Genomic DNA, 13,682 nt, shown 5'->3' with positions numbered 1-13,682 from the left:
GGGCCCTTAGCTTAGTCTGGTTAAAGCGATCGGCTCATAACCGATTGAGCGCTGGTTCAAATCCGGCAGGGCCCATTTACCAACGCGAACGACCCGCGCGAGCGTATGTACGAAACGGCCGAGAGAACACAGATTTAGGGGGCGGCAGTGGTCCCGTCCCCCGGTGTCGTGAGCAAGCGGCGTCACGACGATTTCGTCGTAGGGAACACCGATTTCTTTGCCCGTCCGACCGCCTCGAAGCGGATAACACCCAGCGCTTCGAGTGTGGTCAATTCTTTGTGGACGTTCTTTTTATTACGGCAGACCAGTCGTGCCGTCTCGCAAATGCTATCGGGCTCTTCATGTATGATCTTACCGAAGGTCGGGACGTATAGCTCAGTGGCTGCGGACATTGAGTACACTACTGTCCAACAGGATTTAGTGGGATTACTGTGACCCCTCGCTATGGCGGAACATCAGTACTGGATCGTCGCGGAATTAGCAGGGGATGGCGATCCGGAAGTGGTACTCGAGGCAGGCCTCGACAGCGAATGGGCACGGGGCGGACAACAGGTCGACGATTCGGTGGTCCTGTTCGGGGAGTATCACGCCGGGCCAGTGTCGGACCTCCGTGCAGTGAGTGACCACATCGACCGTTTGGTTTGGGTTGCGTCACAGGAGGGAGGCGGAGGTGGGACAAGCAGCGAGTACTACGAAGACTTCGACGAGTCGACGGAGCCGACCGACGGACTGCGGTCGACTCCTGGTCGCTGGTGGTACGGTGAACATTTCGACTACTACCGGATGCGCTACGGGATCCATGCCGCCGTCTGACGCCGACGACCTCGCAGACCTGGGTCGCCGACTCGATGGGGCCGACCCGGACGAACGGGCCGCAATCGCGATACAAGTCCAGGAGGTGTTACTCGATGATATCAACAAGTGGGGGAACTTCCCACCGGCCCTTTTCACGCAGTCTCTGGCGATGCTCGACGACGACGATCCTACGGTCAGGAGCGTCGGTGCGATTCTAGCCGGTCACGTCGGCGTCTATGGCGGCGAGTACTATGCGGACGAGAATATCATCGATCGGACCGAGTTCGTCGCAGCAGCCTTCGAAGCCCTCGATGATGAGTTCCCAGTCGTCCGCCAGGCAGCAGCAAATGCTCGTCGCCTCGGGGACATTGTAGACGAGGCGCTCGACGATACCGAGTTCCGACCACTCCCATCGGAACACATCGCCGCGACGTTGGTCGAGCGGTTACACGACCCCGACCCTGCGGTCCGACGACGAATTGGGAAGGTATTTTTCGCACACGGAGCGGCGCTGCTCGGCGCTCACCCCGACCCTGAGACCGCAGTCGAAACCCTGGTCGAGACGTTCGGGGACCCGGTGAACGGATACTGTACGTATACCCGTCCAGTCGCGTCGACCCGTCACGCGGCACTCATGACGCTCGAGCAGGGATTCGGCGAGTATGACGGGTCACTCTTGGCCGACCATGCGGGGGCAATCGCCGAGCGCCTCCACGACGAACGCCGCAGGGTCCGTACGTGGGCGGCTGGACTGCTAGATACGCTCGTGTCGGCGGGGGATATCGACATCGAAGACATCGCGGACGACATCGTCACTGCTGCCCAGCGGACCGACGCAAGGGCGCTAGGCTGGCAGTTCCCACGACTCGCACTCAGAGTGGCTCTCGTCCGACAAGACGCTATCGCCCCTATCTACGCCCACCTCCAGACGAGATTCACGGTCGCGAATACGAGCACCGACCGCTGGCGGAATGAAGATCCCGATTTGATCGCCCTCTCACGGCTGGTCCGTGCTAGCGACCGGTCGTTCGACCCGCCCGCCGAGACATTGGCCGGCGTGATTGCCCGGGATACAAAGGCAACTGACGGGAACGACCCGCTCGCACTCCTCGCACCGGACCACCCGGAATTCGTCGCTTACCAGCTCCGCCAAGGCTATCGGCTACTCGTTGAGGGTGAACTCGACTACAGCTCGCGGTTTTACCGCAACCTCGTGGTCAACGTGGCCGACCGGAACCCAGCTACCATCGAAGGTGTCCCGGAAATCCTCGCGGAGAACCTGTCCAGAAACGATGTCCGCAAGACGATGACTGCGCTCGTCGAAGCCCATCCAGAGCTCGCGGCCCACGTCGTTCCCGGCGCGTACGCCCACGCCGAGTTGGAGTCGCCCCTTCGATTCCAGCACTCGCAACTGATTGAGGAGACGGCCGAGCACTGGGAGACGGTTCCAGACGACCTGGCCGAGACGCTGGTCGAAACTGTTGGAACCGACCGGTCGGAGAAGTACCGCTGCTTCGCCATTCGGGCGCTCGTCGCGCTCCAGGAAGAGGGGCTGTCCGTCCTTCCCGAGCGGTTCGATCCGTTCGTCGACCTCTACAATCAGGGCGCGTTCGACGACGATGGCGATCCGGTCGACCCGCTGGAGACGGACGCCGCGGAGGCTGCCGGCCTTCGCTGAGAGTGGTGGGGAATGAACGTGTTGCATGATCTGCCGATGCGCTTCATAGATGCCCCGACATCGCTCGCACCACCTCTTGACGCTGTTCTAAAACCGCAGTATAGACCGTAAAAAATTTCACCACAGCTAGCTGACGGCCCCGAACTTTCTGGAGTATCCCCGTCGGGCCCATTTCTGCCGTCTCAAAACCACTTGTAAGATGAATATCTGCTGGACCGAATAGCCCTATCGCTTCGGGCCCGCCCTCGCTCACCGTCCGCTGCTCACTCGTCCACAACGACGACCTTGACCTGCTGGACGCCCCCGATCGCCCGGAGCCGGTTGGCCAGTTCAGTAATTCTGTTACCCGCGCCCTCGACGACCAGCGTCTCCATACAGGTGTCGTGAGAGAGGTGGATATGCTGGACGGAGGTGATGATGTCGGCCATCTCGTGTTGGACCGTCTGGAGTTCGTCAGCGATACCCGAGACGTGGTGGTCGTGCACGATGACAATGGTCCCATGGTGGTGTTGCTCGTCACCGGACTCCCACTCGTAGGTCGCAAAGAAGTCACGGAGCGAGTCCCGTATCGCCTCCGACCGGCTCGCGTATTCCCATTCGTCGACGATGCCGTCGAGCCGGTCGACCATCGACGACGGGAGTGTCAGACTGATCCGGTCGAGATCGTCACTCATGTGTGTCGATAGGGATGGGCCCGCATATGGATATCCGGGCTTCGGTAATACTCACCCACCGGCAGTAATACTGCCCGATGAAAAAGTATTATTACTGCGCCGGGGCCAGACCTGAGTAGTATGCACATTCCCGACGGATATATTGATCTGCCGCTTGCGCTGCTGTTCGGTGCGCTTGCGGTCGTCGTCCTGAGCGTCGCTGCCAAGCGCGTCAACGGTGAGATATCCGACGCGCGCGCGCCGCTGCTCGGTGTCGTCGCCGCGAGCATCTTCGCCGCACAGATGCTTGACTGGCCGATTCCGGGCGGCACCAGCGCACACTTCGTCGGGGGTGCGTTCGCGGCGATCCTTCTCGGCCCGCATCTGGGCGCACTCTGTGTCGCGACTGTCGTCACGATTCAGGCGCTCGTCTTCGGCGACGGCGGGCTCGTGGTGCTTGGTGCGAACGTATTCAACATGGCTGTCGTCGAAGTGTACGTCGGCTACGCCCTCTATCGCCTGCTCGTCCCCTACGGCGAGTTCCGCGCCGCCTTCGTCGCGGGGTGGTTGGGAATCACGGCCGGCGCACTGACCGCCGCGCTCCAGCTCGGCCTTTCGTCGGCGTTCCAGTACCAGTTGTTGACGACGCTGTCGATAATGGGTGTCGGGCACCTCGTGCTGGGGTTGATTGAGGGGGCCATCACCGCCTCGGTCTACCGCTACCTCGCCCGTGCTCGCCCCGACCTCCGGCCGAACGCCGCTCCGGAGGTGAGCGCGTGATGGCTCGGAACCGCCCCGACTGGCTGCCTCGTGCGCTCGCCGCGCTGCTGGTCCTGACGCTGCTCGCGCCGGTGTTCGGGTGGGCGGCTGGCCAGGTCGGCTACGCTGAACCGCTGGAGAATGCTGCCGAGGCGACCGGCGCGACGGAACACGCCACCGCCATCGGTTCCGCGCTGTTCCCCGACTACGGCGTCCCCGGCCTCGGCGGTGCAACCGGGACGTTCGTGTCGGCTGTCGTCGGGACGGCACTGACGCTCCTTCTCGGTGCTGGCATCGGTCGCCTGCTCGGGGCGGACACCGACCAGCGACAGTAGCTGATGTCCGGTAGAGATCTGCTCGACCGGACCGTCGCGGCCATCGCGGCCAGCGCCCAGTGGTTCTTGCTCGCAGAGGACCTGCCGGACCGGGACGGGTTTCTCCAGGCCGTCACGCCGACGGTCAAGCTCGTCGGTATTGCGACGCTTGTCGCCCTGACTGTGACACAGCGGGCGCTGGCCGTCGTCAGCGCGCTCGCGCTTTTTGCCACAGTGCTCGCGGCCCTTTCTCGGGTCCCCGTTCGGACCTTCCTGAGTCGGCTGACCGGGCCGCCAGCGTTCGCGTTCGTGGTCGTCGCGCCGCAAGCGTTCTTGATGGGCGGCCCCTCGCTGGGCGCGCTCCCGCTCTCGGCCGCTGGCGTCGACTACGTGCTCACGTTTGCTGTCCGCGTAACCGCGTGTGTCGGTTTCCTGTCCGTGCTGCTGTTGACGACTCGTTTCGCCGACCTGCTGGCAGCGTTTCGCCGGCTCCGAGCACCACCGATTGCCGTCTCACTGCTCGGAATCACGTACCGTTATCTCCTCCTCTTTTTCGCCGAACTCGAACGCATGGTCCGGGCTCGACGGAGCAGAACCATCGCCGAGCCGAGTCTCCGCCGGAACTGGCGCGATTCGGGCCACTTCGTGGGCTCGTTTCTCGTCCGGAGCCTAGAACGCGGCGAGCGGGTCCAGCGGGCCGCCCGCGCCCGCGGCGGCACTGGCTCGACGCCGGTACAGCCGAGGGAGCCGCTTGGACGAGCCGACCTCGCCTTCGGTCTGGTCGTCGCACTCGCCGTCGTGGTGGTGGTCGCGTGACTGCCATCGAGGCCACTGATCTCCGGTACGCGTACCCGGACGAAACGCTGGCCGTCGACGGCGTCGACGCATCCATCGAGCGCGGCGAGCGTGTGGCACTGCTCGGTCCGAACGGGGCCGGCAAGTCGACGCTGCTGGAACTGCTGGGCAGTCTGGTCGACCCTGACGGCGGGCAAGTCCGGTACTTCGGGGAGACGACCGACGCCGATACCGTCCGTAGTCGGCTGAGCGTCCTCACGCAAAACCCTGCCGATTACCTGTTCAATCCGACCGTCCGGGAGGATCTCGCCTACGGGCCGGCACAGCTCGACTGCGACCGCGCGGAAGTCGACCGCCGCGTTGAGCGAGTCGCAGACCGACTTGACCTCGACGGCCTCCTGTCGAAGCCGCCGTTCCGACTCAGCGGTGGCGAGCAGCGCCGGGCCGCCCTCGCCAGCGCGCTCACCGTCGAACCAGACGTACTGTTGCTCGATGAGCCGGTGAGCAACGTCGACGCCGCGAACCGGAAAACGATTCTCGACCTGCTCGACGACCTCGCGGCCGACGGCGTCACGCTCGTTGTTTCGACGCCGGATACCGAACTCGTTCCACACGTCGCAGACCGGGTGCTGCTGCTTGACGATGCCGGTACGATTGCTTCGAGGGGGCCGACCCGACGTATCCTGACCGACACCGACCTGCTGCGGGACTGTGATCTGCGCCCGCCACAGGTCGTCAGACTGTTCGAGGGTCGAACAGCGGACGTGCCGCTGACTGTCGATAATGCCGCCGAACAGCTGGATGCGGCTGGTTTAGATACCATAGAATGACGGTCCGGATCCGAGGGTGGACTTCTAACTGACCGCTGTCACTCCGACGCATCGAGCAGGCGGCCGTGTACGTCGATTTCGCCGTTCCGAATCCGGGTGCTGCTGATTCGCGTGCCGTCTTCCGCCACGACGAACGGTGGCGTGTGGATTTCCAGCGGGTGGAGTCCCGCGTCCCGCCGCTGCTGATTGAGTTCGTAGGCGCGGCGCTGTGCCTTTGCCTCCGGCGACGCGACGAGCGCATCCACGTCCGCCCGTGTCGCGGCCGGTCCTTGCGTGTCGTCTAACCGGACGATCTCATACGTGGCGGTGTACGGCTCACCCAGCTGGTCCAACTCGGAAGCGAGCGCGCTTCGACGGTCATCGTACGCACCCAACTGGTCGACGTGCGTCGGGTCGCTACGCGTCTCTGTGGCCAGTTCGGGGCTGGTCAGACCGACGATGACGTGCCCGTCGCCGCTCCCGTCGTGGCTTGCGGTCTGAAACGCTTTGTGCAGGAGCGCCCGGTGGCCGTTGTGAATCGGTGTGAAGGTTCCGCCGAGAATCGCTGTCCGGTCCGCGTCTGCCATACGCGAATGTCCCACCAGTGTCATATATAACTGCTGTCCGTCGCATGACTCGTCAGCGCCAACTGCTTCCATCGACTGTAACCCGGTAACACTCGCGTCAGCAGTCACTCAAGTAGCTCCGGCACGTATTGATACCAATGACCGAAGTCACCCCGACACCGGGTATCCACCACGTCACATGCATCGCGAGCGACCCGCAGCAGAACATGGACTTCTGGGTCGAGACGCTCGGGCTCAGGCTCGTCAAGCGCTCGATCAATCAGGACGACCCCAGTACGTACCACTTCTTCTTCGCTGATGCCGAGGGGAACCCGGGGACGAGCATGACGTTCTTCCCGTGGGAGGATCACGCACAGGGGAAGGTCGGCTCCGGACAGGTTTCACGCACTGCATTCCGTGTTCCCGAAGGGAGCCTCGACTACTGGGAGGACCGCTTCGACGAGTACGGCGTCGACTACGACGACCGCGTCGAGCGCTTCGACGAGACTGTCCTTCCGTTCCGCGACCCGGACGGGTTGCCGGTCGAACTGGTCGAAGTCGAGATTCCTGACGACGACCCGACCGAACCGTGGACGGAGTTCGTCCCCGAAGACGCCGCGATCCGCGGCTTCCACTCCGTGACGCTGTGGCTGGCTGACCCCGAACCCACGGAGGAACTGCTCCAGACGATGGGCTTAGAAGAAGTCGGTACCGAGCAGGCACAGGGCGACACGCCCGGCGACGAGCGGACCCGCTTCGCCGCGACGGGGACCGTCGGGAAGTACGTCGACGTGTTGCCGACTATCGAGGGTGGCCGTCAGGGCCACGGCACGGTCCATCACGTCGCCTTCCAGACGCCGACTGATGAGGACCAGCAGTCGATGCGCGAGGCCGTTCGCGGTGCGGGGCTGCGCCCCACGTCACAGATCGACCGCCACTGGTTCCGCTCGGTCTACTTCCGGGAGTTCGGCGGTGTGCTGTTCGAACTCGCCACAAGCGGCCCCGGCTACGACAGCGACGAACCGCTTGATGACCTCGGTGGCCGGCTGGTGCTGCCCGGGAAGTTTGAGGGTCGGCGCGAGGAAATCGAAGCGGGGCTCACGGACGTGACAATTCCCCGGCCAGAGGCCGCGGAAGCCGACGACTAACGCTACCGAATCGATCGGTATCCGCTACATTCCCTCTGTTAGTCTGCGAGTAAATATGCGTGTCCGGGATGTCCAGTGTTACATGTCCACAGAGGGACAGGAGTACGTTATCGCGCCGTGGGGGGAGAGTGAGTGTGAGACGACCGACGTGACCGTCGACCTGCCGTCGAGGGACATTGCGGCGCAACTGGAAGTCCCGACAGGCGTGCTGGACCGCATCGCACAACTCAGCGACGAGTACGACATCCCGATGACGCAGGCGCTCGGGGAGCGACTGGAGATCAACCGAGCGCGGGTATCGCTCTGTGCCGCGAAGTCGGTCGACGACGTGGCCGCTGTCCAGCAGCACCTCACTGACGCCCGCGAGTACCTCTCCGGTGTCGAGGCGCTCGATACGGCCGATCTCGAAGCCGATATCGAGCATCTCTGGACCAACGAACTCGGCGGCGCGTAACCTCGTCGGTGAGGTGGGTGACGGAGTGAGAGCGGCTATTGTGCGCATAGATGCGTAGAACGTCGGTTTATCGGCAACGCTTGATAACTGGTAATGAATGATAGCTGAGAGACGGTACACTACGTGGGAGAAGACCCATCCCCTCTTTTTAACGGGTCAATGTCTCATTTTCAGGTTCGCTCTCAATTCTTTACCGTCGGCTTGGAGTTTACAGTAACTTTAATTCACTGAGTGTTTCACCTGTCCTCGTGGTAATGTCATGAACGATGATAGACGACTGTGGATCGTAGCTGCAGTGTCGGTACTCCTGATATTCAGCGGAAGCGGGCTCGCATGGACGGTACAGACAGACGGCGGTTCCGTGGAGGTTCGCGACGTGACGTTCTCCGGGACCAACGGAACGATGATGAGCGGGACGCTGTACATCCCTGAAGAGGCGAGTAGCGCTTCCCCGCAACCGGGGGTGTTGGCCGTCCACGGGTACATCAATTCGAAAGAGACGCAATCGCCGTTCGCGATCGAGTACGCACGGCGTGGTTTCGTCGTCCTCGCTATCGACCAGACCGGCCACGGCTACTCGGACCCGCCAGCGTTCAAGAACGGCTATGGTGGCCCCGACAGCCTCGAATACCTTCGGTCGCTGGACTACGTCGACAACGAAAACATCGGGCTCGAAGGGCACTCAATGGGCGGTTGGACCGTCGTCACGGCGGCCGCAGCCCACCCGGACGGGTACGAATCGATGGTCATTGAGGGGTCATCCACTGGATCGAACCGCGCCCCCAAAGGCACTGACTCGTTCCCGCGGAACTTCGCCGTCGTGTTCAGCGAATACGACGAGTTCTCCCCGCTGATGTGGGGGACGGCGAGTGCTTCCGACGTTGAACAGAGCGGAAAACTCCAGACGGTGTTCGGGACGGACAGCGCCGTCGAGGAGGGGCGTACCTACGGCAGCGTCGACGATGGGACCGCACGCCGGCTGTACACACCGGCAACGACCCATCCCGGCGACCACCTCTCGACCACAGCTATCGGCGCGTCCATCGAATGGCTCCAGCTCACGCTCGAAGGTGAAGACGAGATGGACCCTGGCAATCAGGTCTGGTACTGGAAATCGCTGGGGACCTTTATCGCCCTCATCGGCGGTGTGCTGTCACTGTTCCCGGCCGGCGGGCTGCTCATCGAACGAGTATCGACTGACAGGCTCCGGCGGGAGTATCCTGATGGGAAGGGGATGACCGGCGCCAAGCGGTACGCGGCGTCGCTCCTCGCAGCGGCTATCCCGATTGTGACGTACTTCCCGTTGCAGGACATCGCACCGTCGATCATCGGGCTCAGTTGGCTGTTCCCACAGCAGATCAACAACGGTGTGATCGTCTGGGCGCTGGGGAACACGGTCATCACGGCGGTGTTGTTTGCGGTGTGGCATTACACGAGCAACGCGGACGACCCGTCGGTGTCGCTGGCGAACTACGGCCTCGATACGGGCGACGGTGCACGAACGCTCGGCGTCTCGGTCTTAGCCGGCGTCGCTACCGTCGGCGTGCTGTACCTGTTTGAAGCCGTTGTGGCGTTCCTGTTCCAGACGGACTTCCGTATCTGGGTGTTCGCCATCAAACTCCTGTCCCCGGCGCAGTTCCGGATTAGCTTCTCGTATCTCCTGCCGCTGTTTGCCTTCTTCGTCGTTCTCGGCGCGCTCCTGCACGGCCAGCTCCGTCCCGAGGGCGAGTCCCGGTCGCTTCGCCATGCGATGGCGATGAACTGGCTCATCGTCGTCGGTGGGTTCGTCGTGCTACTGGCGATTCAGTATATTCCGTTGCTGACCGGCCAGCCCCTGCCGCTTGGCCACCCACTGCTGACAATCCTGGCGCTGCAGTTCGTCGCCCTGCTCAGCATCGTGGCCTTCGTTAGCACGTACTTCTTCAGAAAGACGGGTCGGGTCTGGGTCGGCGCGACGATCAACGCCGTCCTCGTGACGTGGGTCATCGTCGCCGGAACGGCGACGCAGTTCCCCGTCTAGACCCGGCGTTTCCTTCTCTTTTCTCGCCCCTGTCAGTCGCATCGAGGTTCAGCCGTGACGGCGCACAGCCGAAACCCGACTGCGGCTCAGTCGTCGCCCATCACGCCCTCCGCGACGGCCATGTCCTCGACCGTGGGGTCGTCCTCGGACCTTCGGAGGACGAACCGCTTGCGGATCAGGTCGGCCGCGTAGATAGCCGTCCCGAGGATGATGAGCGTGTCACCGGGGAGTCGCGCCCAGAACAGCGTCTGGACGATCGGCTGGTTGTAGAACGCCACGCTCCGGGCCGCGGCGTAGCTACCGGTGAACGCCGCCTCCAGCTGGAGGAAGCCCACGGGCAGGACGGAGACGAACACCATCAGCGTCAGGCCGACGTTCCAGCACCAGAACGCCGCCCGGAGCCAAGAGCCGTCCCAGCGGCCGGGCTTGATAGCGAGCTGGAGCATGTAGGTGACCATCCCCAGCGCGAGGAAGCCGAAGGCCCCGAACATCGCGGCGTGGGCGTGGCCGACCGTGAGGTAGGTCCCGTGCTCGTAGTAGTTGATCAGCGGGAGGTTGATGAAGAACCCGAGCACGCCGGCCCCGACGAAGTTCCAGACCCCGCTGGCGATGATGAACATGAACGGGAGCTTGTAGGGGAACCCGCCGGTCTCGGACATCGCCCGATACTGGCCCAGCGCCTCGTAGAGGATGAACACCAGCGGGAGCAGTTCCAGCGTCGAGAACACGCTCCCGATGGGTACCCACATGTCGGGCATCCCGACCCACCAGTAGTGGTGGGAGACGCCGATGACGCCCGTACTCATCACCAGCAATGCCTGAAACATGACCGCCTTCTCCGCACTGCGGCGGCTGAGCAGGTTCATGGACACCAGCGTCAGGCCGATGATGGCGACGATGAAGAACTCGAAGGCACCTTCGACCCACATGTGGACGACCCACCAGCGCCAGAACTCCGTGACGGCGATGTTGGTCTCGGGAGTAAAGAAGAACCCGGCGGTAAACAGCAGGGCGATGGAGCCGCCGGCGTACAGGATCATGTGTGCGAGGCCGAACACCGGCTCGCGGTCCAGCAGCGGCTTCAGGCCTCGGATCGAGAGGACGGCCCACAGGCCGAAGCCGACGAACAGCCCGACCTGCCAGAGCTTCCCGACTTCGAGGTACTCCAGTCCCTCGTTGCCGACGATCCACCAGAGGTCACCGAAGTAACCCTGGGAGCCGAGCCAGATACCGCCGAGGCCGCCGACGGTGACGACGACGATAGCTCCGAGTAGCGTGTTGATATACGTCGACTGGCGACTGGGTTCGTGGCCAGTCAGCAGCGGTGGAAGGAACAGCCCTGCACCGAGCCACGTCGCGGCGATCCAGAGGATGCCCAGGTCGATGTGCCAGGTCTTCGCTATGGCAAAGGGCAGTAGCTGGAGGATTGGGACGCCGAATATTTCCTCGACGCCGAAGAAGCCGGCTCGTTCGATGTAGAAGTGAGCGAGTAACCCACCGAGCAACACCTGTGCAAGGAACAATCCGGCGGCAACCGGGATGAACCGCAAGGCGGCCCGCTGGCTGGGGAAGATGCTCACGTCGCCCGGTTCGGGCACCGAGAGGTCGCCAGCGGACGGCTCCGGGAGACTGACAGACTGGTACAGCCAGATGCCACCACCGGCAGCACCGACGAGGAGGACCATCGCGATGACGCTCCAGGTCATCGCCGCGCCGGTTGCGTCGTTACCGGCGGCAGGCTCGTAGGGCCAGTCGTTCGTGTAGGAGTGTTCGCCGCCCGGCCGGTCGGTGTGGGAGAACCACGCCGTCCACATGGCGAAGTCGGCGAACTGGCGGGCGTCGGCTTCGGAGTCGATCATCCCCTCGGGGACGCCCCGTTCGTGGCTCCCTTCGTGATATCGTTCGACGTACTCCTGACGGACCTGCTGGTGGGCGTACAACTCTGCGGCGGAGTACTCGATGTTTCCGCCCTCGTACTCCCCACTGAGGTCCTGTTTCACGTCGTCATCGACGGCGGCCTGTTCGGCCGTCGACAGCGATTTGTACTCGGACCCGTAGCGCTCTTCGGCGTAGTACGTCCGCATATACTGGGTCTTCAACTCCAGTGAGTCGGCGGTGTAGTCCGCGCCGTAGTACGCGCCGTTTCCGAGAATCGACCCGTGGTTCATCAGCCCGTTCTTCTGGAACGCCTTCTTTCCGTCGCGGATGTCCTCTCCCGTGACGAGCGTCTCGCCGTCGGGTCCGACAACCTGTTCGGGGATAGGTGGCGCTTCCTGATACGCGATCCACGCGCCGGCCCCCATGACGATGAGGTTGAAGACGAACGCGGCGGCGATCACCTTCGCGATCGTTTTGCGTTTGAGTTCCATGTGGTTGGAACTCCAGCATCCCAAAATAAGAAGGGCATAAGTCGTTCCCAGTCGCTGGCGACGGGGGAGAACATGTTCGCCCTGATAGGGACCGGTGGTCTCCTGTCTCTGGATTCGGCGTGAGACGTGGCGGGGTATCACAAGGTAGATTACGACCTGCCCCTCCTCTCTGATATGCGCCGTCGCCACTTCGTCCAGACGCTCGGGGTGTCAGCACTGGTCGGGAGCGCGGGCTGTACCGGGCAGTCGGACGACACAGCATCGACTTTCGACGTGTCGAGCCCCGCGTTCAGTTCCGGAGACGAGCTTCCGGCCCGGTTCACCTGTGGCGGCGATGGCGTGTCGCCGCCCTTCGTCATCGAGCGTGTCCCGGAGCCGACGGCAGCGCTTGCCGTCACAGCCGAGTACGACGGTGGCGTGTTCAGCCAGCCGGTGTTCTGGACGCTGTGGAACGTCCCCCCGGAGACGGAGCGGATTCCGGCCGGACTCCCGCGCGAGCCGACCCTCGATACGCTCGGCGGCGCTCGACAGGGAACGCAGCCCCCCAACGAGCCGGGGTATGAACCGCCGTGTCCACCAGCCGGACAGCCCTATGAACATCGGTTTCAGGTGTACGCACTCGGCGAGAAACTATCTATCGAAGGTGGAACCGAGCAGGAAGAAGCGTCAGAGACCATCGCGAACGCACTCATCGCAAGCACCCGCATCACCGTTGACTACACCCACCCGGTTGAGACCGACAGCTAACGGGTGGTACCGGACACGATCGAGTCCAGCGCACTGTCTGAACGACTGCTCATCTAGCGCTGTCTGCTGGTCGTACGGTTCCTGAGTGGCACTGCTCGCTGTGACTGGTCGTCTCGTCGCACGCGGTGTGTCGTTACTTATGGCAATGTTTCACAATACCATTAAACCTATATACTGATGTGCTATACCATATCATGTATGGCGTCCGCACCGAGTAGTGACGATATGTTCGACGAGTTCCTCTCCCAGCGTGGCCACGACGTGGACCAGAGTGGTTGGGAAGAGAGCTATAACAAGAAGCAGTGCCCTGATTGCGGCGGTCTTCATGAGTCGACAGCGGCACAGTGCTCGGTGTGTGGCTGGACACCGGTACGGTAAGGATACTCCGCTTTTCGGTCTTCCACCTTTCATCCGGAAGCGGTGGTACTGACCCGCAGAACCGACAGTTCACTCTCTGCGGGCTGTGTCCCGCTACGTCTGTTGTCGGGACAGCAGCGGCACAGACAGTCGGGACTGTATCACGTTGTGCACAAAGGAAGTGGGGAGTCGCTACGTGGCCAGCCGACGGTTGGGGG

At 63.1% G+C, this 13,682-nt stretch carries 15 protein-coding genes and 1 tRNA gene; 12 read left to right on the top strand and 4 right to left on the bottom strand.

Annotation, left to right across the window (positions count from 1 at the left end; all coding sequences use genetic code 11):
- Positions 1–75: transfer RNA gene (locus tag IEY38_RS02800), tRNA-Ile, on the top strand.
- Between the two features lie 107 nt (positions 76–182).
- On the opposite strand, the gene IEY38_RS21910 is transcribed toward IEY38_RS02800, so the two are convergent.
- The gene (locus IEY38_RS21910; protein ID WP_446685123.1) at positions 183–392 is read right to left on the bottom strand and encodes an HVO_A0114 family putative DNA-binding protein; all 210 of its coding nucleotides are present in this window, start codon (positions 390–392) and stop codon (positions 183–185) included.
- A gap of 52 nt (positions 393–444) precedes the next feature.
- Between IEY38_RS21910 and IEY38_RS02795 the strand changes: the two genes are divergently transcribed.
- Together IEY38_RS02795 and IEY38_RS02790 are read left to right on the top strand one after the other, a co-directional pair.
- Positions 445–813, top strand: coding sequence for a hypothetical protein (locus IEY38_RS02795; protein WP_188975155.1), 369 nt, complete (start codon positions 445–447; stop codon positions 811–813).
- Entirely contained in the window at positions 800–2,473 is a 1,674-nt protein-coding gene (locus IEY38_RS02790; protein WP_188975153.1) for a HEAT repeat domain-containing protein, read from the top strand. The genes IEY38_RS02795 and IEY38_RS02790 overlap by 14 nt, the downstream gene beginning before the upstream one ends.
- A 263-nt stretch (positions 2,474–2,736) precedes the next feature.
- Here IEY38_RS02790 and nikR read toward each other — a convergent pair whose 3' ends face one another.
- On the bottom strand, positions 2,737–3,147 hold the full coding sequence (nikR, locus tag IEY38_RS02785; RefSeq protein ID WP_188975151.1) for a nickel-responsive transcriptional regulator NikR: 411 nt from the start codon (positions 3,145–3,147) through the stop codon (positions 2,737–2,739).
- Positions 3,148–3,267: 120 nt separating this feature from the next.
- Between nikR and IEY38_RS02780 the strand changes: the two genes are divergently transcribed.
- From IEY38_RS02780 to IEY38_RS02765, 4 genes are read left to right on the top strand one after another with little or no spacing between them, the layout of a single operon-like run.
- Positions 3,268–3,906, top strand: a complete 639-nt coding sequence (locus IEY38_RS02780; RefSeq protein WP_188975149.1) for an energy-coupling factor ABC transporter permease — start codon at positions 3,268–3,270, stop codon at positions 3,904–3,906.
- The gene (locus tag IEY38_RS02775) at positions 3,906–4,220 is read left to right on the top strand and encodes a PDGLE domain-containing protein (RefSeq protein ID WP_188975146.1); all 315 of its coding nucleotides are present in this window, start codon (positions 3,906–3,908) and stop codon (positions 4,218–4,220) included. Before IEY38_RS02780 ends, IEY38_RS02775 begins: the two co-directional genes overlap by 1 nt.
- A 3-nt stretch (positions 4,221–4,223) precedes the next feature.
- A complete protein-coding gene (gene cbiQ, locus IEY38_RS02770) occupies positions 4,224–5,015 on the top strand; it encodes a cobalt ECF transporter T component CbiQ (RefSeq protein ID WP_188975144.1) in 792 nt (263 codons plus the stop codon).
- Positions 5,012–5,824, top strand: coding sequence for an energy-coupling factor ABC transporter ATP-binding protein (locus tag IEY38_RS02765; protein WP_188975142.1), 813 nt, complete (start codon positions 5,012–5,014; stop codon positions 5,822–5,824). Before cbiQ ends, IEY38_RS02765 begins: the two co-directional genes overlap by 4 nt.
- 38 nt (positions 5,825–5,862) lie before the next feature.
- Here the strand turns inward: IEY38_RS02765 and IEY38_RS02760 are convergent, their stop codons facing one another.
- Positions 5,863–6,390: a phosphopantetheine adenylyltransferase gene (locus IEY38_RS02760; protein ID WP_188975140.1), complete on the bottom strand. Its 528-nt coding sequence runs from the start codon at positions 6,388–6,390 to the stop codon at positions 5,863–5,865.
- 137 nt (positions 6,391–6,527) lie between these two features.
- On the opposite strand from IEY38_RS02760, the gene IEY38_RS02755 reads away from it, so the two are divergent.
- From IEY38_RS02755 to IEY38_RS02745, 3 genes are all read left to right on the top strand, one after another.
- Entirely contained in the window at positions 6,528–7,517 is a 990-nt protein-coding gene (locus IEY38_RS02755) for a VOC family protein (RefSeq protein WP_188975138.1), read from the top strand.
- A gap of 82 nt (positions 7,518–7,599) precedes the next feature.
- The gene (locus IEY38_RS02750; protein WP_188975136.1) at positions 7,600–7,971 is read left to right on the top strand and encodes a hypothetical protein; all 372 of its coding nucleotides are present in this window, start codon (positions 7,600–7,602) and stop codon (positions 7,969–7,971) included.
- Between the two features lie 259 nt (positions 7,972–8,230).
- Positions 8,231–9,991, top strand: a complete 1,761-nt coding sequence (locus IEY38_RS02745; RefSeq protein ID WP_188975134.1) for an alpha/beta hydrolase family protein — start codon at positions 8,231–8,233, stop codon at positions 9,989–9,991.
- Between the two features lie 86 nt (positions 9,992–10,077).
- Here the strand turns inward: IEY38_RS02745 and IEY38_RS02740 are convergent, their stop codons facing one another.
- Positions 10,078–12,360, bottom strand: a complete 2,283-nt coding sequence (locus IEY38_RS02740; protein ID WP_188975132.1) for a nitric-oxide reductase large subunit — start codon at positions 12,358–12,360, stop codon at positions 10,078–10,080.
- Positions 12,361–12,534: 174 nt separating this feature from the next.
- Here IEY38_RS02740 and IEY38_RS02735 point away from each other — a divergent pair, with 174 nt between their 5' ends.
- Together IEY38_RS02735 and IEY38_RS02730 are read left to right on the top strand one after the other, a co-directional pair.
- Positions 12,535–13,107, top strand: a complete 573-nt coding sequence (locus IEY38_RS02735) for a YbhB/YbcL family Raf kinase inhibitor-like protein (RefSeq protein ID WP_188975131.1) — start codon at positions 12,535–12,537, stop codon at positions 13,105–13,107.
- Positions 13,108–13,305: 198 nt separating this feature from the next.
- Positions 13,306–13,485 (top strand): HVO_0416 family zinc finger protein, encoded by a 180-nt coding sequence (locus IEY38_RS02730; protein WP_004515335.1) that lies wholly within the window; start codon positions 13,306–13,308, stop codon positions 13,483–13,485.
- Positions 13,486–13,682: the final 197 nt, after the last annotated feature.

The organism is Haloarcula sebkhae, from assembly GCF_014647415.1.
In the GTDB taxonomy this organism is placed as follows: domain Archaea; phylum Halobacteriota; class Halobacteria; order Halobacteriales; family Haloarculaceae; genus Haloarcula; species Haloarcula sebkhae.
This window is presented reverse-complemented; position numbering and strand designations above follow the sequence as displayed.

Bases quoted from the DNA above. Each gene is read 5' to 3' on its own strand.
- IEY38_RS02735 (WP_188975131.1), top strand. From the start codon at position 12,535: ATGCGCCGTCGCCACTTCGTCCAGACGCTCGGGGTGTCAGCACTGGTC.
- IEY38_RS02790 (WP_188975153.1), top strand. From the start codon at position 800: ATGCCGCCGTCTGACGCCGACGACCTCGCAGACCTGGGTCGCCGACTC.
- IEY38_RS02780 (WP_188975149.1), top strand. From the start codon at position 3,268: ATGCACATTCCCGACGGATATATTGATCTGCCGCTTGCGCTGCTGTTC.
- IEY38_RS02750 (WP_188975136.1), top strand. From the start codon at position 7,600: ATGTCCACAGAGGGACAGGAGTACGTTATCGCGCCGTGGGGGGAGAGT.
- IEY38_RS02740 (WP_188975132.1), bottom strand. From the start codon at position 12,360: ATGGAACTCAAACGCAAAACGATCGCGAAGGTGATCGCCGCCGCGTTC.
- IEY38_RS02795 (WP_188975155.1), top strand. From the start codon at position 445: ATGGCGGAACATCAGTACTGGATCGTCGCGGAATTAGCAGGGGATGGC.
- IEY38_RS21910 (WP_446685123.1), bottom strand. From the start codon at position 392: ATGTCCGCAGCCACTGAGCTATACGTCCCGACCTTCGGTAAGATCATA.
- nikR (WP_188975151.1), bottom strand. From the start codon at position 3,147: ATGAGTGACGATCTCGACCGGATCAGTCTGACACTCCCGTCGTCGATG.
- IEY38_RS02745 (WP_188975134.1), top strand. From the start codon at position 8,231: ATGAACGATGATAGACGACTGTGGATCGTAGCTGCAGTGTCGGTACTC.
- IEY38_RS02755 (WP_188975138.1), top strand. From the start codon at position 6,528: ATGACCGAAGTCACCCCGACACCGGGTATCCACCACGTCACATGCATC.
- IEY38_RS02730 (WP_004515335.1), top strand. From the start codon at position 13,306: ATGGCGTCCGCACCGAGTAGTGACGATATGTTCGACGAGTTCCTCTCC.
- IEY38_RS02775 (WP_188975146.1), top strand. From the start codon at position 3,906: ATGGCTCGGAACCGCCCCGACTGGCTGCCTCGTGCGCTCGCCGCGCTG.
- cbiQ (WP_188975144.1), top strand. From the start codon at position 4,224: ATGTCCGGTAGAGATCTGCTCGACCGGACCGTCGCGGCCATCGCGGCC.
- IEY38_RS02760 (WP_188975140.1), bottom strand. From the start codon at position 6,390: ATGGCAGACGCGGACCGGACAGCGATTCTCGGCGGAACCTTCACACCG.